Annotated in this window: 21 protein-coding genes; 13 read left to right on the forward strand and 8 right to left on the reverse strand. The window is 66.7% G+C overall.

All coding sequences use genetic code 11. The features are described from left to right. Positions 1-52: 52 nt before the first annotated feature. The 5 genes from ACFDS3_RS04180 to ACFDS3_RS04200 all read right to left on the reverse strand — a co-directional run bounded on the left by ACFDS3_RS04180 (position 53) and on the right by ACFDS3_RS04200 (position 3,157). A complete protein-coding gene (locus tag ACFDS3_RS04180; RefSeq protein WP_375261088.1) occupies positions 53-241 on the reverse strand; it encodes a hypothetical protein in 189 nt (62 codons plus the stop codon). Positions 242-511: 270 nt separating this feature from the next. Then, positions 512-859 (reverse strand): hypothetical protein, encoded by a 348-nt coding sequence (locus ACFDS3_RS04185; RefSeq protein WP_375261089.1) that lies wholly within the window; start codon positions 857-859, stop codon positions 512-514. A 61-nt stretch (positions 860-920) separates the two neighbouring features. Then, on the reverse strand, positions 921-1,061 hold the full coding sequence (locus tag ACFDS3_RS04190) for a hypothetical protein (protein WP_375261090.1): 141 nt from the start codon (positions 1,059-1,061) through the stop codon (positions 921-923). A gap of 109 nt (positions 1,062-1,170) precedes the next feature. Further along, the gene (locus ACFDS3_RS04195; RefSeq protein ID WP_375261091.1) at positions 1,171-1,557 is read right to left on the reverse strand and encodes a DUF6497 family protein; all 387 of its coding nucleotides are present in this window, start codon (positions 1,555-1,557) and stop codon (positions 1,171-1,173) included. Between the two features lie 67 nt (positions 1,558-1,624). Further along, positions 1,625-3,157 carry an acyl-CoA carboxylase subunit beta gene (locus ACFDS3_RS04200; protein WP_375261092.1) on the reverse strand — a complete coding sequence of 511 codons (1,533 nt, stop codon included), beginning with the start codon at positions 3,155-3,157 and terminating at the stop codon, positions 1,625-1,627. 122 nt (positions 3,158-3,279) lie between these two features. Here ACFDS3_RS04200 and ACFDS3_RS04205 point away from each other — a divergent pair, with 122 nt between their 5' ends. Beyond that, positions 3,280-4,497 carry a multidrug effflux MFS transporter gene (locus ACFDS3_RS04205; RefSeq protein WP_375261093.1) on the forward strand — a complete coding sequence of 406 codons (1,218 nt, stop codon included), beginning with the start codon at positions 3,280-3,282 and terminating at the stop codon, positions 4,495-4,497. Between the two features lie 15 nt (positions 4,498-4,512). On the opposite strand, the gene ACFDS3_RS04210 is transcribed toward ACFDS3_RS04205, so the two are convergent. Continuing rightward, on the reverse strand, positions 4,513-5,085 hold the full coding sequence (locus ACFDS3_RS04210) for a hemerythrin domain-containing protein (RefSeq protein ID WP_375261094.1): 573 nt from the start codon (positions 5,083-5,085) through the stop codon (positions 4,513-4,515). A gap of 62 nt (positions 5,086-5,147) precedes the next feature. On the opposite strand from ACFDS3_RS04210, the gene thpR reads away from it, so the two are divergent. Beyond that, positions 5,148-5,690: an RNA 2',3'-cyclic phosphodiesterase gene (gene thpR, locus ACFDS3_RS04215; RefSeq protein WP_375261095.1), complete on the forward strand. Its 543-nt coding sequence runs from the start codon at positions 5,148-5,150 to the stop codon at positions 5,688-5,690. A gap of 40 nt (positions 5,691-5,730) precedes the next feature. On the opposite strand, the gene ACFDS3_RS04220 is transcribed toward thpR, so the two are convergent. Further along, positions 5,731-6,519 carry an MBL fold metallo-hydrolase gene (locus ACFDS3_RS04220; RefSeq protein WP_375261096.1) on the reverse strand — a complete coding sequence of 263 codons (789 nt, stop codon included), beginning with the start codon at positions 6,517-6,519 and terminating at the stop codon, positions 5,731-5,733. A gap of 120 nt (positions 6,520-6,639) precedes the next feature. On the opposite strand from ACFDS3_RS04220, the gene ACFDS3_RS04225 reads away from it, so the two are divergent. The 3 genes from ACFDS3_RS04225 (at position 6,640) to purF (ending at position 9,424) form a co-directional block, all read left to right on the forward strand. After that, positions 6,640-7,209, forward strand: a complete 570-nt coding sequence (locus ACFDS3_RS04225) for an exopolysaccharide biosynthesis protein (protein WP_375261097.1) — start codon at positions 6,640-6,642, stop codon at positions 7,207-7,209. A gap of 77 nt (positions 7,210-7,286) precedes the next feature. Beyond that, positions 7,287-7,868 carry a LysE family translocator gene (locus tag ACFDS3_RS04230; protein ID WP_375261098.1) on the forward strand — a complete coding sequence of 194 codons (582 nt, stop codon included), beginning with the start codon at positions 7,287-7,289 and terminating at the stop codon, positions 7,866-7,868. 95 nt (positions 7,869-7,963) lie between these two features. Continuing rightward, positions 7,964-9,424 (forward strand): amidophosphoribosyltransferase, encoded by a 1,461-nt coding sequence (purF, locus tag ACFDS3_RS04235; protein WP_375261122.1) that lies wholly within the window; start codon positions 7,964-7,966, stop codon positions 9,422-9,424. A gap of 80 nt (positions 9,425-9,504) precedes the next feature. Here purF and ACFDS3_RS04240 read toward each other — a convergent pair whose 3' ends face one another. Further along, on the reverse strand, positions 9,505-10,092 hold the full coding sequence (locus tag ACFDS3_RS04240) for a biotin transporter BioY (RefSeq protein ID WP_375261099.1): 588 nt from the start codon (positions 10,090-10,092) through the stop codon (positions 9,505-9,507). A 96-nt stretch (positions 10,093-10,188) separates the two neighbouring features. On the opposite strand from ACFDS3_RS04240, the gene ACFDS3_RS04245 reads away from it, so the two are divergent. From ACFDS3_RS04245 to ACFDS3_RS04280, 8 genes are all read left to right on the forward strand, one after another. Beyond that, on the forward strand, positions 10,189-10,830 hold the full coding sequence (locus ACFDS3_RS04245; protein WP_375261100.1) for an SDR family NAD(P)-dependent oxidoreductase: 642 nt from the start codon (positions 10,189-10,191) through the stop codon (positions 10,828-10,830). Positions 10,831-10,934: 104 nt separating this feature from the next. Then, positions 10,935-11,717, forward strand: a complete 783-nt coding sequence (surE, locus tag ACFDS3_RS04250; protein WP_375261101.1) for a 5'/3'-nucleotidase SurE — start codon at positions 10,935-10,937, stop codon at positions 11,715-11,717. Beyond that, the gene (locus ACFDS3_RS04255; RefSeq protein WP_375261102.1) at positions 11,714-12,355 is read left to right on the forward strand and encodes a protein-L-isoaspartate(D-aspartate) O-methyltransferase; all 642 of its coding nucleotides are present in this window, start codon (positions 11,714-11,716) and stop codon (positions 12,353-12,355) included. The genes surE and ACFDS3_RS04255 overlap by 4 nt, the downstream gene beginning before the upstream one ends. Positions 12,356-12,419: 64 nt before the next feature. Then, complete coding sequence (locus tag ACFDS3_RS04260) at positions 12,420-13,622, forward strand: peptidoglycan DD-metalloendopeptidase family protein (protein WP_375261103.1); 1,203 nt, start codon at positions 12,420-12,422, stop codon at positions 13,620-13,622. 142 nt (positions 13,623-13,764) lie between these two features. Further along, entirely contained in the window at positions 13,765-15,348 is a 1,584-nt protein-coding gene (locus ACFDS3_RS04265; RefSeq protein WP_375261104.1) for an alkaline phosphatase, read from the forward strand. Positions 15,349-15,446: 98 nt separating this feature from the next. Next, positions 15,447-15,875: a hypothetical protein gene (locus tag ACFDS3_RS04270; protein WP_375261105.1), complete on the forward strand. Its 429-nt coding sequence runs from the start codon at positions 15,447-15,449 to the stop codon at positions 15,873-15,875. Then, entirely contained in the window at positions 15,865-16,548 is a 684-nt protein-coding gene (locus tag ACFDS3_RS04275) for an ABC transporter ATP-binding protein (RefSeq protein ID WP_375261106.1), read from the forward strand. Before ACFDS3_RS04270 ends, ACFDS3_RS04275 begins: the two co-directional genes overlap by 11 nt. Further along, entirely contained in the window at positions 16,541-17,854 is a 1,314-nt protein-coding gene (locus ACFDS3_RS04280; protein ID WP_375261107.1) for an ABC transporter permease, read from the forward strand. Before ACFDS3_RS04275 ends, ACFDS3_RS04280 begins: the two co-directional genes overlap by 8 nt. Positions 17,855-17,900: the final 46 nt, after the last annotated feature.

Here is a 17,900-nt window from a genome sequence, read left to right on the forward strand (position 1 = left end):
CGAAAAAGGGCGCGCCCGACGTGGCGCGCCCTTGGTAATCTGTGTTGGAAAATCAGACGTCGTCGACGAGTGCGCCACCGACAGCGCCGATCGCGGCGCCCGCGATGGGCTCATCCACGGCAGCGCCCACGGCTGCGCCGCCCAGGGCGCCGGTGCCGGCACGTTCCAGATCCGTGTTGCCGCAGGCGCTCACAGCGGCAAGCGCGGCGATGGCGAGAACGGGGCGGAGAAGATGAGTCACGTGATATTCCTTTCTTGTCACAGTCGATTGCAAAAAAAGAACCACTCACGTGGGCGCGAGGTTCCTGAATTGAAGAAAAAGGCCCGGGCAAGTGCCCGGGCCACAAAGGAAGGGGTATCACATCGCGCGGTTCAGGGAGCCACGGACACCGTTGACGATAGCTGCGCGGACGCAAAAGGCTACGGTGTCCCAGAGCGCGCCACCGTCTTCGGTTCATTTCCGCCGGTCCGAGGCGCGTGACGGCAAAAAACCGCCTTTTCCCGCGTGGCGTCAGTCGTCGAAGGCGTCAGGGAAGCTGGCGCGGGCGCGCGGCTCGTCGATACGCAGAAGCGCCTCGTAACTTTCGGGATCGAATGGATCCTCGGCCGGAATGACCTCACGTCCAAAGAGCCAGGACAGGCGGCCCGCATCAAGGTTTCCACGCTCGAACGGCTGGTCACCAAAATGCTGCCACAGCGCCCAAAGGAACCCTTCGTCGGCGGCAAGGTCGGCGGGCCGTCGGTCGCGATAGCGTTCGCGCGCAACCAGCCTGGTCGCACCCTTGGGCGAGGCGCGGCGGATGATGAACTGGTAATCGCTGCCGGGCAGGCGGCCGGGAAAGCCCCGATGCTTCAGCATCTTGCCGTCCTTTCGGGGGGCATCGCGGGCGAACCGTTCAGGTGCGCCCGCGATGGGTGTTTCAGTACTTCGAGTAGGTGGGCTCGGCGGCGATCGGGGCCGGAGCCGGATCGGCGTACACAACCTCTTCATTCCGCTGGCCACAGGCCGAGACGACGGTCAGGAGGGCGAGGCCCATGATGATCTTGACGCTCTTCGACATGAATTTCTCCGTTGATGTCGTGAATCGCAAACGCGACTCCGCAACACGCTACACGACCCCGAGTCCCCTTGGTAGCGAGATCGTGAAGCATCGTGCGTCATTGTTGGAGTCAGAAGGCTTGCCAGACACAGTCGGCCCCAAGGGGGGTGTAGGCTTCGAAGAACTGCACGGCCTCGGGGTCGGTCGAGCCGAACGGCAGCACCCGATCCGCCAGAGCGATGACGATAGAAGCCGCGGGCGGATCGGCATTCACCACGCGCGGCAAGGCGTAGGACCGACACAGGTGGGCCAGATCTGCCTCGGTTGTGCTGTAGCTCCGGGAGGCATCGAGGGCGGCTGCCACAAAGCGAAAGCGGTAGGCGTAGCCGAGGCCGGGATCGTCCGCGACGATATCAAGGAACTCGACCTGAAGGCCCGAGGGCAGCGGGATCGGCTCTGCCGCGAGGAAGGAAGGTCCGGCCGCCGCGAACACCGCGGCGAAAACCAGGCGCATCATCGGTAATCTCCCCCCGCTCATCAAAGCTGCGAGGTCAGGCTATGCGGATGCCAGGCGGCCGGGCAAGCTACAGCGGGATGTTGTCGTGCTTTTTCCAAGGATTTTGGAGCTGCTTGTTCCGCAGCGAGGCAAAAGCACGGCAGACCCTACGACGGGTGGAGTGAGGCAGGATCACCTCGTCGATGAAGCCCCGTTCGGCCGCCTTGAAGGGGTTGGCAAAGTTCGTCTCGTACTCTGCCGTGCGGCTGGCGATCTGCTCCTTGTCGCCGAGCTGCGAGCGGTAGAGGATCTCGACCGCGCCCTTGGCGCCCATCACTGCGATCTCGGCCGTGGGCCACGCGTAGTTGAAGTCGCCGCGCAGGTGCTTGGAGCTCATCACGTCATAGGCGCCACCATAGGCCTTGCGGGTGATGACAGTCACCTTCGGCACCGTCGCCTCGCCATAGGCGAAGAGCAGCTTGGCCCCGTGCTTGATGACGCCGCCATATTCCTGCCCCGTCCCCGGCAGGAAGCCCGGCACGTCCACGAAGGTCAGGATCGGGATCTCGAACGCGTCGCAGAAGCGCACGAACCGCGCGGCCTTGCGCGAACTGTCGATGTCGAGGCACCCGGCCAGCACCATCGGCTGATTGGCGACCACGCCCACGGTGCGCCCTTCAAGCCGGATGAACCCGGTCAGGATGTTCTTCGCGAACTCGGCCTGGATTTCGTAGAAATCGCTTTCGTCCGCGACCTTGGTGATCACCTCCTTCATGTCGTAGGGCATGTTGGGGTTCTGGGGGATCACCGAGTCGAGGCTGTCGTCGGTCCGGTTCGGATCGTCGAAGAAAGGCCGCACGGGCGGTTTTTCGCGGTTGTTCAGCGGCAACAGGTCGACCAGCCGCCGCGTTTCGATCAGGGCTTCGACGTCGTTCTCAAAGGCGGCGTCGGCGACGCTGGACTTCCTGGTGTGGGTCGAGGCGCCACCAAGCTCTTCGGCGGTGACGACCTCGTTGGTGACCGTCTTCACCACGTCGGGGCCGGTCACGAACATGTACGAGCTGTCCTTCACCATGAAGATGAAATCAGTCATCGCCGGCGAATAGACCGCTCCGCCGGCGCAGGGGCCCATGATGACGCTGATCTGCGGAATGACGCCCGAGGCCAGAACGTTGCGCTGGAACACCTCGGCATAGCCGGCGAGCGAGGCGACGCCTTCCTGGATGCGCGCGCCGCCCGAGTCGTTCAACCCGATCACCGGCGCGCCGTTCTGCATCGCCATGTCCATGATCTTGCAGATCTTCTGGGCGTGCGTCTCGGACAGGGACCCGCCGAGCACGGTAAAGTCCTGGCTGAACACGTAGACCTGCCGGCCGTTGATCGTCCCCCAGCCGGTGACCACGCCGTCGCCCGGAACCTTGCTTTCGGCCATGTTGAAGTCCGTGGCCCGGTGCGTGACGAACATGTCGAATTCTTCGAACGAGCCCTCGTCGAGCAGCAGGTCCACGCGTTCGCGCGCCGTCAGCTTGCCCTTTTCGTGCTGCTTTTCGATCCGCGCCGCGCCGCCACCTAGACGCGCCACGTCCCGCCGTTCGACCAGTTGTCCGAGAATGTCCTTCATCGCGCGCGTCCCCCGCAGGCCGTTATCTGTCGGCGACAGCATATGCCGTGGCGCGGCCCTGCGAAAGATCCTGTCGCGCAACGTGTCTTGGACTTTCGGACCGGCCAGTTTAGATCGCCCACATGCCTGCAAATCGCCGCGCCATTTTCCTGGACAAATCCACCCCGCCGCACATCGCCTCGATGATCCTCCTGACGTCAGTGGCGGCACTGGGAATGAACCTGTTCCTGCCGTCCCTGCCCGGGATGGCAGAGTTCTTCGACGCGCCCTACGAGGTGATCCAGCTTTCGGTCGCGGGTTATCTCGGGGTCAACGCGCTTCTGCAGATCGTCATCGGCCCGCTGTCGGACCAGTTCGGACGGCGCCGGGTGATGCTTTGGGCGACGGCGATCTTCATCGTCGCGACCGTGGGCTGCCTCTTCAGCACCAATGTCTGGGTCTTCCTGACCTTCCGCATGATGCAGGCGTCGATCGTCGCCGGCCTCGTCCTGCCGCGGGCCGCGATCCGGGATCTCTATACCCAGGACGAGAGTGCATCGATGATGGGCTACGTGACCATGGGGATGTCCGTTGCGCCGATGCTCGCGCCAGCGGTGGGAGGCGTGCTGGATCAGGCGTTCGGGTGGCATGCGTCCTTCGTGGCCTACCTGCTGGCGGGCATTGGTGCCCTCGCCCTCGCCTATTACGACATGGGAGAGACCGCAGCCGCCGCAACCAGCAACCTCCGAGGGCAGCTGAAGGCCTACCCCGAGCTTCTGACTGCGCCGCGTTTCTGGGGCTATGCGGCGACCGCGGCGTTTTCGTCCGGGGCGTTCTTCGCCTATCTCGGCGGGGCGCCTTATGTCGGGTCCGAAGTCTTCCGGATGAGCCCGGCCGTCCTCGGTATCTATTTCGGCGCCCCGGCGGTGGGGTACTTCGTGGGGAACTTCATCACCGCGCGGTTCGCGGTCCGCTTGGGGACCAACCGGATGGTGCTTTACGGGTCGGTCATTTCGGCACTGGGGCTTGGCATGGCGTGCCTGCTGTCGGTTGGGGGGCTCGAGTCGCCCGAAGTGTTCTTCGGCTTCATGACTTTCGTGGGCTTGGGCAACGGCCTCGTCATTCCGAACGCCACCGCCGGGATGCTGTCCGTTCGCCCGCACCTGGCGGGCACGGCGTCGGGGCTTGGCGGCGCGATCATGATCGGCGGCGGCGCCGCGCTGTCGATCCTTGCGGGAATCCTTCTGGCCGGCGGGTCGAGCGCCCTGCCCCTCACGACGCTCATGACCGTCAGTTCGGCCCTGGCCGTGGCGTCGATCCTGTTCGTCCTGCGCCGCGAGGCGCGCCTGCGCAGGATGTGACACGGGGGCGCCGCGTCAGTGGATTTCGGGCGCGTATTTCAGGATCACCGGCACGACGAGGTCTTCCTCGTCGGTCAGGTGACGGTCGAGGAATTCCGCAAACCCGGTCAGCTGATTGTCGAGAGCACCGGTCGCCTGCTTCGGGTCAGGCTCGGACAGACCTCTCAGCATCGCGTTCGTGCCCTCGGCCAGATCGTTCAAATGTCCGTCAAGCGCGTGGTGGTCCGCGTCGAGGATCACGAATCCTCTTTCGAGCCGCTGGTCGAGCACCGTCAGCACCGGGAAGTAATGGTGGTCCTCCATCGAATGGTGGCCGTGCAGCTCTTGCAGGAAGAACTGCGCCATCCTCGCCGTGTTTCGGCCAAACCGCTCGGGATCTTGCTGCCCGTCGAGAAAGCCGCGCGTCCCGGCCTGCAGCTTGTCGAGGATCTCGCGAAACATCAGGTGTCGCTGCAGCCAGAACCGCGTCAGGGGCGAGAAATTCGGGTGCGCCTCCCACGTGCCGCGCGGAAGCTCTTCGACAAGGACGCGCAGCGCGTCCGGCAAACCTTCGCGGCGCTCGAGCGCCAGGATCTCGTCATTGGTCATGACCGTGGATATAGGCGCTCGCCCCCTTCCCGACAGCCCCGTGCAGCGTTAGGTCCGCTGTCATGCGCGCATTTCTTGCCCTCACCCCTCCAGAGCGCCTTGTCGACGCCCTTTCGACCCTCGTTTCCGGCCTGAAATGCGGCCGGCACGTGGACGATGACGACATGCACCTGACGTTGACGTTCTTTCCCGACGTCTCGCTGGCCGAGCTTGAGGAGCTGAACCTCACGCTCGAGATGATCCGCACGGGGCCGGTCCCCCTGCACGTCACGGGTGTCGCGACGTTCGGCAGCGCCGAGCCAAGGTCGCTTCACACGGTAGTCGCGCCGGACCCGGCCCTGGTGCACCTGCAGAAGAAGGTCGAAACGGCGGCGCGGCGGTCGGGAATCGACCTGCCGCACCGCCGCTTCGTGCCGCATATCACGCTCGCGCGGTTCCCGAACCGCATGCCGCCCGAGGATCACGCCAAGATCGGGCGTTTCCTCGAGGCGCAGGGCGACTTTCAATTCGACCCGGTGATGGTGGATGAGGTCGTGTTGATCCAGTCCACGCTAAGCTCGGACGGCGCCCGCTACGATCTGCTGGAAACCTATCCCATCGCGTAGCAAGGGGAGCACCCGCCGTTGGGCGCCCCCAGGCAAGGCGTCAGAGTTCGCCCGGCTCGTACCAGTCGCCCATCAGCACCTCGGTCTCGGCGTCGGTTTCGCCAACCAGATCCGCAAGCTGCTGCGGGTCCTGCGTGCCCTCACCCTCGCCACGGTAGTGGTAGGGATAAACATAGGTCGGCTGGAACGCGGCCACGGCATCGGCGGCCTGCTGCACGTCCATGGTATATGGCAGGTTCATCGGGATGAAGGCGAGGAAGATGTCCTCGAGCGCGCGCATCTCTTCGGTGTCTTCGGTATCGCCGGCGACGTAGATGCGGCGGCCGCCGATCTCGAACAGATAGCCGTTGTCGCGCCCCTCGGGGTGGTAGTCGAGCCGCCCCTCGGTGGTGTTGTAGGCCGGCACCGCCTCGATCTCGAGCCCCGAGACATCGAGCGTCTCGCCGTTCGCCACCTGCTGTGCCTTCGACTGCAGCTCGGACGGCAGCATGTCGTAGACAGCCGGGTTGGTCACGATCTGAGTCTGGCCAGCCGTCACCGCCTGCAGCGTTTCAGCGCTGTAGTGATCGCCGTGTTCGTGGGTGATGAGGATCAGGTCGGGATCGGGCAGACCCTCGTAGATTGACGCCTCGCCCACCGGGTCGACGTAGATCACGCCGGCCGGGGTCTCCATCACGAAGCTCGCGTGTTGAAGCGGGTGGACGGTGATCTGGCCGGCGTCGGTCTCGAAGGTGTTGCTGCCGTCTTCTTGCGCAAGCGTCGCGGTCGGAAGGATCGTCGTGGCACCGAGCGCGACGCCGGTGACGAGGAAGCTGCGTCTGGTGGTCATCTGAGGTCTCTCCTGTGTAGGCAATTGCACCTGGCGCAAAGATAGCCCGCGCCCGCCAGAGATCACCGCACCTGCGGAACGGCTGTGCGGGGGCGACGTTCGCCTCCCATGACGCAGGGCGTGACCGACATCCTCGATGACCTCGAAGATCTGGCCTCGGACGGGGACGAGGTTCGGTTGAAGGAGGTGGTCGGAAAGATCGGGCGCCGCGGCCAGGGGACCTTTCTCGCAATCCCGGGCCTGATCGGCATGACGCCCGTCGGCGGCATTCCCGGCGTGCCGACGCTGTTCGGGGCCACTGTCGCGATCGTCTCCCTGCAGATGCTGGTCGGGCGGAATGACCTTTGGCTGCCGGGCGTGCTCGCCCGGTGGTCGGTCGAGGGGGAGCGGATCGATGCGGTGGTCCGGCGCATACGCAAGATCGCCCGCTGGATGGACCGACATTTCGGTCGGCGGCTGGAATGGGCCACGGGAAACCTGCCGGCCCGAATCGCCGCGCTGCTCGCATTCGTCTTCGCGTGTCTGATGCCGCCGCTGGAACTCGTGCCGTTCGCCGGAATCATTCCCTTCGCCGCCATCGCCTTGCTGGGCGTCGCGCTGACAATGCGGGACGGCCTTCTGATGCTGGTGGCGTTCGTGAGCAGCGCTGCCGCCCTGTGGGGCATGTGGCGCATCCAGCCCTTCATCTGAGCGAGTCGAGTGCCGCACAAGCGCGGGATCAGCATTTTTCGGCTCCTCTGCCGGCGATTCCGCTGTAGATCGGCGGGATGACATCCGACAGTTTCCTCGCCTTCGTCCTTTTCGCCGCCGTCGCAACGGGAACGCCGGGGCCGAACAACCTGATGGTCATGGCCTCGGGCGCCAATTTCGGCTTGCGTCGCACCGTGCCGCACATCCTGGGAATCGCGCTAGGTTTCGCGCTGATGATCGCCCTCGTGGCGACGGGTATGGCGCAGGTCTTCGGCCTGTTCCCGTGGCTCGAAGGGACGCTTCTGGCGGCTTCAGCGCTTTTCCTTCTCTATCTCGCGTGGAAGATCGCGAACGCCGCCCCGCCCGAGGCGGACCGGCCGCAAGGTCGCCCGCTGACCTTCCTGCAGGCGGCCGGGTTTCAGTGGATCAACCCCAAGTCCTGGGCGCTCGCGCTTACCTCGGTCGCGGTCTATGTCGAGCCGTCGCAGGCGCTGATCGCGGCCATGATCTTTGCCGCCGTTGCGCTGCCGCTCGTCACGATATGGACTGTCGCGGGCGCATGGATCGGCCGGCTTCTCAGAACGCCGCGTGCGCTCAGGCTGTTCAACATCGCAATGGCCGCGCTGCTGGTGGGCACCATGATCCCCGCCTTCGCCTGATCGTTGCTTCGTGAAGCGGCGGGACGTGACAAGGCCGTGACAACGGCGTAAGGGGGCCGCGAAACGCCCTCGCCGGAGCCCCGCCCATGCCCGCGATGCCCCCTGCCCCTCCGTTCGACGACGACAAGCTGCGCGAGGAGTGCGGCGTGTTCGGCGTGACGGGTGTGGCCGACGCCGCGAACTTCGTCGCCCTTGGCCTCCATGCGCTGCAACATCGCGGACAGGAGGCTGGCGGCATCGTCAGCCACGATCCCGAGCACGGCTTCAACTCGGCCCGCCGCTTCGGCTACGTGCGCGACAACTTTACCAAGCAATCACTGATGGACACGCTGCCGGGGCCGCTGGCCATCGGGCACGTGCGCTATTCGACGGCCGGCGCGAAGGGCAACACGCAGATCCGCGACGTGCAGCCCTTCTTCGGCGAGTTTTCGATGGGCGGCGCTGCCATCGCCCATAACGGTAACATTGTGAACGCAGACGCCCTGCGCCGCGAGCTGATCGAGGCCGGCTCGATCTTCCAGAGCTCCAGCGACAGCGAGTGCATCATTCATCTTATGGCCCGCTCGCTGCAGCGAAAGGTGCCCGAGCGGATGCAGGACGCCCTGCGTCGAGTCGAAGGCGCGTTCTCGATCGTCGCGATGACTCGCACCAAGCTGATCGGCGTGCGCGACCCGCTGGGCGTGCGGCCGCTCGTGCTGGGCAAGATCGGCGACGACGGCTGGGTCCTGTCGTCCGAAACCTGCGCCCTCGACATCATCGGCGCCGAGTTCATCCGCGAGGTGGAACCGGGCGAGATGGTGGTGATCGAAAACGGCGAGGTGGCCTCGCACCGTCCCTTCGCGCCCAGGAAGCCGCGCTTCTGCATCTTCGAACACGTCTATTTCTCGCGCCCCGATTCGATCCTGGGCGGCCGATCGGTCTATGAGACGCGCCGCCAGATCGGGGTCGAGCTGGCGCGCGAGGCGCCGGTCGAGGCCGACCTCGTCTGCCCCGTCCCAGATTCGGGAACGCCGGCGGCCATCGGCTACAGCCAGGAAAGCGGCATTCCCTACGCGATGGGGATCATCCGCAACCAGTACATGGGCCGGACCTTCATCGAGCCGACCGAGCAGATCCGCAACATGGGCGTGCGGCTGAAGCTGAACGTGAACCGGGCCCTGATCCGCGGCAAACGCATCGTGCTGGTGGACGATTCGGTGGTGCGCGGCACGACCACCGTTAAGATCCGCGAGATGCTGCTCGATGCCGGTGCCGCGGCGGTTCACTTCCGCATCGCGAGCCCGCCGACAGCGTGGCCGTGCTTTTACGGTGTGGACACGCCGGACCGCGAAAAGCTGCTGGCCGCCACCATGTCCGAGCCCGAGATGGAAGCGCATCTGGGCGTCGACTCGCTGCGCTTCATCTCGCTCGACGGGCTCTACCGGGCCGTGGGCGAGGCGGAAGGCCGCAACCCGGCTGCGCCGCAACATTGCGACGCCTGCTTTTCGGGCGAATACCCGATCGCCCCCACCGACCGGATGGAGCGTGGATTTCGTCTGAAGGAAGCCGCCGAGTAACACGTCGCTGCGGCGCCCAACCGGGCAAAAAAAACGCCGCCCCGAGAGGCGGCGTTTTCTTACGACAAGGATGCGTCGGTTCAGCCGCGCAGGGCGCGCGCGGCCCCGGTGACGGCCAGCGCGGCAAGAACGGCCTTCACCGCATCGCCAACGAGGAACGGCGCAACCCAGCCCGACCACAGCGTCGCGGCCGAGGTTGAGGCCCAGCTCGCTTCGATCCCGAACATCGACGCGACAGCGTAGGGCCATGCGACACCCGGAACATAAAGCGCAGCCGTCGCGACAAGCGCGGTGACAGAGGTCGACACCGGCCCGCGGGCCAAGCCCGTTTCGACGGCGCGGCCGGCGATCCATGCCATCAGGACGAAGCCCCACAGGAAGCCGGCGGTCGGGCCGACCAGCACGGCGGGGCCGACGCCTGCGGCGAAGACGGGCAGACCCATGGCGCCTTCGGCCAGATAGGCCAGCAGCGTCAGCGCACCCATGCGGCTGCCGAAGGTCAGGCCCACGGTCAGGACGGCCAGCGTCTGCAGCGTCACCGGAACCGGCCACATGGGGATCGTGATCTTTGCCGCGAGCGCGATCAGCGCCGTACCGGCCAGAATCATCGCGCCCTGCTGGATCAGGGACAGGTCACCTCTGCGCAGAAGCGGGGTGGAATTGATCATGAGCGTCCTCCTTGGGAAACGTTTGGGCCGTTGTCGCCCTGCCGGATCGGAGCGTCAAGGCTTGCCAATCCGCGGGCGCGCGCGCAAACCGGCGCCATGACCAAGCTTGCCCTCATCACCGGCGCCTCCCGCGGGCTCGGCGCCGCGCTTGCCACCGCGCTGGCGCCCACGCATCACATCGTTGCCGTCGCCCGCACCACCGGTGCGCTCGAGGAACTGGACGACCGGATCCGAGCCGGGGGCGGGACGGCGACGCTTGCGCCGATGGACGTGACGAATGCCGATGCGATGGCGCATCTGTGCCGCGACATCTACGACCGCTGGGGCCATGTCGATCTGTGGCTGCACACCGCAATCCACGCCGCCCCGCTGTCGCCGAGCGCGCATATCGCGCCGAAGGACTTGGACAAGAGCCTCGCGATCAACGCCTCCGCGACCGCGACGCTGATCCGGATGGTCGAGCCGCTGCTGCTGTCGGCGCCCGAAGGTCAGGCCGTGTTCTTCGACGACCCGCGCGCAGGCCAGAAGTTCTTCGGCAGCTACGGCGCCACGAAGGCGGCGCAGATGGCGCTGGCCCGCAGCTGGCAGACCGAGACGGTGAATACGGGGCCCAAGGTTTCGATCCTCGAGCCGAAGCCGATGCCGACCGCCACCCGCGCAAGGTTCTTCCCCGGCGAGGATCGTGCGGCCCTGGCGGACGCCACCGAAGAGGCCGCTCGCCTCGTCGCGCTGCTCTGAGGGGCGCGCAGCCGTCATCCTGCTGCAACGCCGCACGGCGGTCGTCGGGCGACCGCTTGCCGCTCGTCCTCGACGTCCCTAGACAGGCCAAAAGGGCGAGCACCATGCGCATTCTCATCACCAATGACGACGGTATCGCGGCCCCCGGACTGGCCGTTCTGCGCGAGATCGCGGCCGAGATTGCCGGCGCGGATGGCGAAGTCTGGACCGTCGCGCCCGCGTTCGAGCAGTCCGGCGTCGGCCACTGCATCTCTTACGCGCGCCCCGCGATGGTGCAGGAGATCGACACGCGGCGCTACGCGGTCGAAGGATCGCCCGCCGACTGCGTCCTTGCGGCACTTTTCGACATCCTGCCGGGGCGCCCCGACCTTCTGCTTTCGGGCGTGAACCGCGGCAACAACGCCGGCGAAAACGTCCTTTATTCCGGCACCGTCGGCGGAGCTATGGAAGGTGCGCTGCAGCATGTTCCGTCAGTCGCGCTCAGCCAGTATTTCGGCCCTGACAACGCGCGGCTGGACGACCCGTTCGAGGCGGCGCGCGCCACGGGGGCCGAGACGGTGCGCCGCCTCCTGGACCACGCCACGTGGGACAGCGCCGACTACCGCCTCTTCTACAACGTCAACTTCCCGCCCTGCCCCGCGGCCGACGTCAAGGGCCGCAAGGTCACTCACCAGGGCTGGCGGCAGGATGCGGGGCACGGAATGACGCCGCACGTGTCGCCCTCGGGTCGGCGGTTCCTTTATGTCACCGGCGGACCGCAGCAGACCCCCACGGACGAGGGCACTGACGTCGCTGCGGCGCTGGACGGCTATGTCGCAATCACGCCCATGCGCGCGGACCTGACGGCGCATGACCTCGTCGCCCCGCTGTCAGAGCAGCTTGAATGACCTTCGACGCCGAAACCCGGATGCAACTGCTCTTTGCCCTTCGCTCGAAGGGAATCACCGAGCACCGCGTGCTTGACGCGATGGAGCGCGTGGACCGCGGCCTGTTCGTCCGCGGCATCTTTGCCGACCGGTGCTACGAGGACATGCCGCTGCCCATCGAATGCGGGCAGACGATCTCGCAGCCATCGGTGGTCGGGCTGATGACGCAGGCGCTGGATGTCAGCCCGCGGGACAAGGTGCTCGAGATCGGGACCGGCTCGGGCTACCAAGCTGCCATCCTCAGTCACCTCGCCCGCCGAGTCTATACGGTGGACCGGCATCGCCGCCTGGTGCGGGCCGCCCGCGAGGTGCTGCAAGAGCTTGGCATCGCGAATGTCACGGTGATCTCGGGCGACGGAGGGCACGGCCTGCCCGAGCAGGCCCCGTTCGATCGTATCCTCGTGACCGCAGCCGCCGAGGATCCGCCACCGGCGCTCTTGGCGCAACTGCGCGAGGGCGGTATCATGGTGGTGCCGGTGGGACAGTCGGATCACGTCCAGACCCTTCTGAAGGTCACGCGACACGCGGACGGGTTCGACTACGAAGAGCTTCGCCCGGTCAGGTTCGTGCCGCTCGTGGAGGGAATGGGCGCGGATTAGGCCGCAATTCGAGACCGGGCGAGCGCCCGCCAAGAGGCGCCGCCCCGCATGTAAGGACGAGCAGATGACCCGCCATACAACCGGGGCCCTGCCCCTGATCGCCGTCGCCGGCCTTTCGCTGTCGGCGTGCACGACCTCGGGATGGGACATGGACCTGCGCGACCGCATTGGCGCGCCTTTCGGGACCACTTCCGCCGTGATGGCCAGCGTGCCCTCGCGCCCGGATGCCGACAACCGCGGCGTGATCTCGTACCCCGACTATCAGGTTGCCGTCGCCCGCCAAGGCGACACGATCGCCTCGATGGCGCAGCGCCTTGGCCTGAACGCCGAAGAGCTGGCGACGTATAACGGCCTGCCCACAGGCGCTCCCCTGCGCCGGAACGAGCTGGTGGCCCTGCCCCGGCGCGTGGCCGAGCCGTCATCCGCCACCGGCGCTCCGCAAAGCGGACCGGCCATTCCCGCGGCGCAGCCCATCGCGACGGCAACGCTCGATGATCGCGCGAACGCAGCAATCGAGCGCAGCACCACGCCGACCACAGCCCCCGCGCCCACACCGGCACCCGCGGCCACCCCGTCGATGCCCGGCGGCAGTCAGCCGATCCGGCACCGGGTCGAGTCCGGCGAAACGGCGTTCTCGATCGCACGGCGCTATGGCATTCCGGTCCAGGCGCTGGCCCAGTGGAATGCGCTCGACGAGCAGATGACCGTGCGCCTAGGTTCGATCCTGTTGGTGCCTGCGGTTGCGTCGCAGCCCGCCCCCTCAGAACAGACCAGCAAGCCCGGCGAAGGGACTCAAGTGGAGCCGCCGCCTTCGGCATCGAAGCCGCTGCCTCAGGAAGAAGCCACGCAGGCCCCGCCGAAGGAGACACCTCCGACGCAGTCGATGTCTCGGCAGGTGACCGAGGCATCCTCGGGCGGAGGGCGCTTCGCCTACCCGTTGCAAGGCAGCGTGATCCGCGCCTATTCCGAGGGCAAGAACGAGGGCATCGACATCGCGGCCGCGCCCGGAACCGCCGTGAAGGCTGCCGCCGACGGTACGGTGGCGGCGATCACGCGCGACACCGACCAGATCCCGATCCTTGTCCTGCGGCACCCGAACAACGTGCTGACAGTCTATGCCGGCGTGTCGGACATCGCGGTGACGAAGGGTGAGACCGTCACCCGCGGTCAGGCCATCGCCAAGATCCGCTCGGCCGAGACCTCGGCCCTGCACTTTGAGGTGCGCGAAGGTTTCGAAAGCGTCGATCCGTCGACCTACCTCGACTAGGTTACACGACAGTCGTCACCGGGCGGCGCTTCCGCCGCGTCCGGCCCGCGGCTGTTACGAATCCGTCACCTGCCCTTCACATATCTGTGTCGCCCGCAGCCTAACCCAGCGGCGAGAAAACCGAACCGAACGGGGGACACCCATGAAATTCTCGCTTTCCGTCACCATGGCCGCGCTGCTCGGCACGACGGCCGCCTTCGCCCAGAGCGGCGACCTGCCCCAGCAGGACAATGAGTGGTATCAGTCGGCTCAGGAGACGCTGCAGCAGCTCATCGACCGCCAGGAGAACACGAACCGGGCGCTCAACATCATCCTCTTCGTGGCGGACGGCAACGGCGTCGGCACGAACTACGCCACCCGCCTGTTCGAAGGGCAGCAGCAGGGCGGTCTGGGCGACGACCACAACCTGCCGCAGGACGAGTTCCCGTACTCGGCCCTCGTGAAGACCTACTCGGCGAACGGCCAGACCCCCGACTCGGCCCCGACCGCGACGGCCATGAACTCGGGCATCAAGACCAAGAACGACTTGATCAACGTGACCGACAACGTCGCCGTCGGCGACTGTGTCGCCGGCCTCGAGAACGGCGTGCGCACCTTCGCCGAGATCGTGTCCGACATGGACAAGTCGGTCGGCGTCATCTCGACCGCGCGCATCACGCATGCGACTCCCGCCGCCGTCTACGCCCGCACCGCCGACCGCGACTTCGAGGACGACACTCTGCTCCCCGAAGGTTGCGATCAGGACGACATTGCGCTGCAGCTTTACAAGCAGATGGAAAATGGCGTCATCGACGTCGCCATGGGTGGCGGCCGCCGTCACTTCATCACCACCGACACGACGGACGCCGAGAACAGCGCCGGCAAGCGTGAAGACAATCAGAACCTCGCGCAGATGGCCGTGGACAACCTGAACGCCGCCTACATCCAGACCCAGGAAGAGTTCGATGCCCTCGACCTGTCGGCCGAAGGGCCGATCCTCGCCCTGTTCGAGCCGTCGCACATGCAGTACGAGGCCGACCGCTCGGGCGAGCCTTCGTTGGCCGAAATGACCTCGGCCGCGATCGAGAAGCTCAGCCAGAACGAGAACGGCTACTACCTTGCAGTCGAAGCCGGCCGCGTCGACCACGCCAACCATGCCGGCAACGCCGCGCGCACCTTGACCGACGGCGTCGCCTTCGCAGAGGCCATCCGCGCCGCCGACGAGATGACCGACGACGCGGATACGCTCATCGTCGTCACCTCGGACCATGAACATGCGATCGCCTTCAACGGCTATTGCGGCCGCGGCTCGGACATCCTTGGCCTGTGCATGAAGGTCAACGGCGAAGGCATCGAGGCGCTGGACGAGCCGAACATGGCCTCGGACGAGCTGCCCTACACCGTCATCGGCTACCTCAACGGCGCCGGTTCGGTTCTGGTCGAGCAGATGCCGGAAGAGGCCGAGAACTCGGCCGCGACCGAAATCAAGGCGGGCGAAGCCAGTCCCGAGGCTGGCGCTCCGATCTACTCGGGCGACCGCTCGGCCATTGCCGATGCCGACGTGACCGACATCGACTACCTTCAGCAGGCGCTGATCCCGATGTCCTCCGAGACCCACTCAGGCGAGGACGTGGCCGTCTACGCCAAGGGACCTTCGGCGCACCTCTTCGACGGCACGATCGAACAGAACGTGATCTTCCACGTGATGCAGCATGCCGCGACCGCCGGCGAGAACGCGTCGAACTGATCGCATAACTTTCGTGACATAGCGAAGCGGGCCCTTCCGGGGGCCCGTTTTCCGTTCCATATCGATTACGCCATCGCCGCCGACATCATGGAGGGTCCATGCTCCACCGCCGCCACATGCTCGCCCTGGCCGGCTCCGCCGCCTTGGCCGCCCCCGGCCTCGTCAACGCGCAGAAGGGCCCGATCAAGGTCCGCGATCTCTACAACAAAAACGGAACGATGTCGGATCTCGCCCTTTCGCTAGAAGGCGAGCGCGCCACGTTCGAGGGGTTCATGGCGCCGCCCCTGAAGGCCGACGCCAGGTTCTTCGTTCTGACCAAGCGCCCGATGGCGGTCTGCCCGTTCTGCGAGACTTCGGCCGAGTGGCCCGACGACATCCTTGCGATCTACACGAAGCGGACGGTCGACCGGATCCCGTTCAACGTGGGCATCGACAACCGCGGCGTGCTGGAGATCGGCGAGTACAAGGACCCCGACACCGGCTTCGTCTCGATGGTGCGGCTGACCGACGCCACCTATGGCCGGTGATGGCCTGCCCCTCGCGATCGAGGGGCTGGAAGTGCGGTCCGCCGAGAATCGCGTTTTGCTGTCGGTCCCCCGCCTCGAACTGCCCGCCGGCGGCACGATGGGGATTCGCGGGCCAAGCGGGGCGGGCAAGTCGACGCTGCTCTTTGCGCTCGCCGGGTTGCAGGACCGCATGACCGGCCGCGTGCAGTGGGGCGACACCGACCTCGGCGCGCTCCGCTCTGGTGCGCGAACGGCGTTTCGCGCCCGCCATGTCGGCATCGTGTTCCAGGACTTTCTGTTGTTCGAGGAACTCGGCCCCGTCGCGAATGCCTCCCTTGCCGCGATGTACCGCCCCCGAGGCGAGCGCAGCGGCATTCGCGACCGCGCCCGCCGCCTGCTGAAGCGCTTCGGCATCGACGAGGACGGCCGCACCGTCCCCACCCTGTCGGGCGGCGAGCGGCAGCGCGTCGCCGTGGCCCGCGCCATGTCGGGTGATGCGGCGATCCTGCTGGCGGATGAACCGACGGCGAATCTGGATCGCGACACCGGCGAGCGACTGCTGACCGATCTGCTGGCACGGGTGCGAGAGAATGGCACCACCCTCGTCGCGGTCAGCCATGACGACCGGCTTCTTGCGCGCATGGATCGGGTGGTGAAGATCGTGGACGGACAGATGGTGTCGGCACATGCGTGATCTCTGGGACAGTATGTCGATCGGAACGCAGGACATCCTGACAGCGATCGCCCTCGCCCTGCCGATCCTGATCGTCGGAGCGGTGATCCTGCGGGGCTTTTCACCCTGGCCCCTGATCCGGGCGCTGGCCGCGCGGTTCCGCCTGCCCGTGGTGCTGTTCGTGCTGCTCGTCGCGGTTTCGGTCGGCACGGGCCTCGGCCTCGTGGCGCAGGAACGGGCGTTGCGCCAGGGCACAGCGCAGGCGGCTGACAAGTTCGACCTCGTCGTCGCGGCACCCGGGTCCGAGATCACCATGCTGATGGCCGCGGTGTTCCTTCAGCCCTCGGACGTGCCGCTCGTCGACGGCCCCACCTTCGCCGAGGTCGCGAACGCCCGCGACGTGGACCTTGCCGCGCCGCTCGCCTTCGGAGACAGCGCCGACGGCGCGCCGATCGTCGGCACCATCGCCAATTTCGTCACCCATCTGACCGACGGCTCCATCGAGGGCCGCATGTGGCAGGGCACCACCGAGGCCATCGTTGGCGCCGCCTCGCCTTTCGCGATCGGGGACACGATTGTCCCGGCGCACGGACTCGGCGATGCCGCTGAAGAGGGCGCCCATGGCGACCTTAGCTACACCGTCACCGGCCGCATGGCGCCCACCGGCTCGCCTTGGGATCGCGCCGTCCTCGTCCCGGTCGAGGCCGTGTGGGAGGCGCACGGCCTCGCCCCCGGCCATGCCCCCGACAGCCCGACCCAACTCGGCCCCCCGTTCGATGCGAACTACTTCCCCGGCACCCCCGCCATCGTGATCCGGGCCGAGAACCTCGCCGCCAATTACGGCCTGCGCGCGCAGTTCCAGGGCACGGGCGAGACCATGGCCTTCTTCCCCGGCGCGGTGCTGTCGCAGCTCTACACGATCATGGGCGATGTGCGGCAGGCGATGTCGGTCCTGTCCATCGTCAGTCAGCTTCTGGTGGCGGCCTCGGTGCTGGTGGGTCTCTACCTGCTCGGCCGGCTGATCCGGCGGCAACTGGCGCTGCTGCGCGCGCTCGGGGCGCCGGCGCGGTTCGTCTTTGCCGTGGTCTGGGGGTTCGCCACGGCGATCCTCGTGACGGGCGCAGTCCTCGGTATCGCGGTCGGCTACGCGGCGGCGGCGGTGCTGTCGCGGATCGTCAGCGAGCGGACGGACATCCTCGTGCAGGCCGGGATCGGCTGGACCGAGATCCACCTGGCGATTGGCTTCGCCTCGGCCGCCTCGATGGCCGCCTTGATCGGGGCGTGGGGCGCGACGCGAGGCGGGATCGTCGGCGCGCTGCGGGGGTAGTCAAGCGCCGCGTCCCGCCCTAACCATGGCGCACACCAAGCGGAGG

Origin of the sequence: Palleronia sp. (assembly GCF_042089775.1) — a bacterium.
Taxonomy (GTDB): Bacteria; Pseudomonadota; Alphaproteobacteria; order Rhodobacterales; family Rhodobacteraceae; genus Palleronia.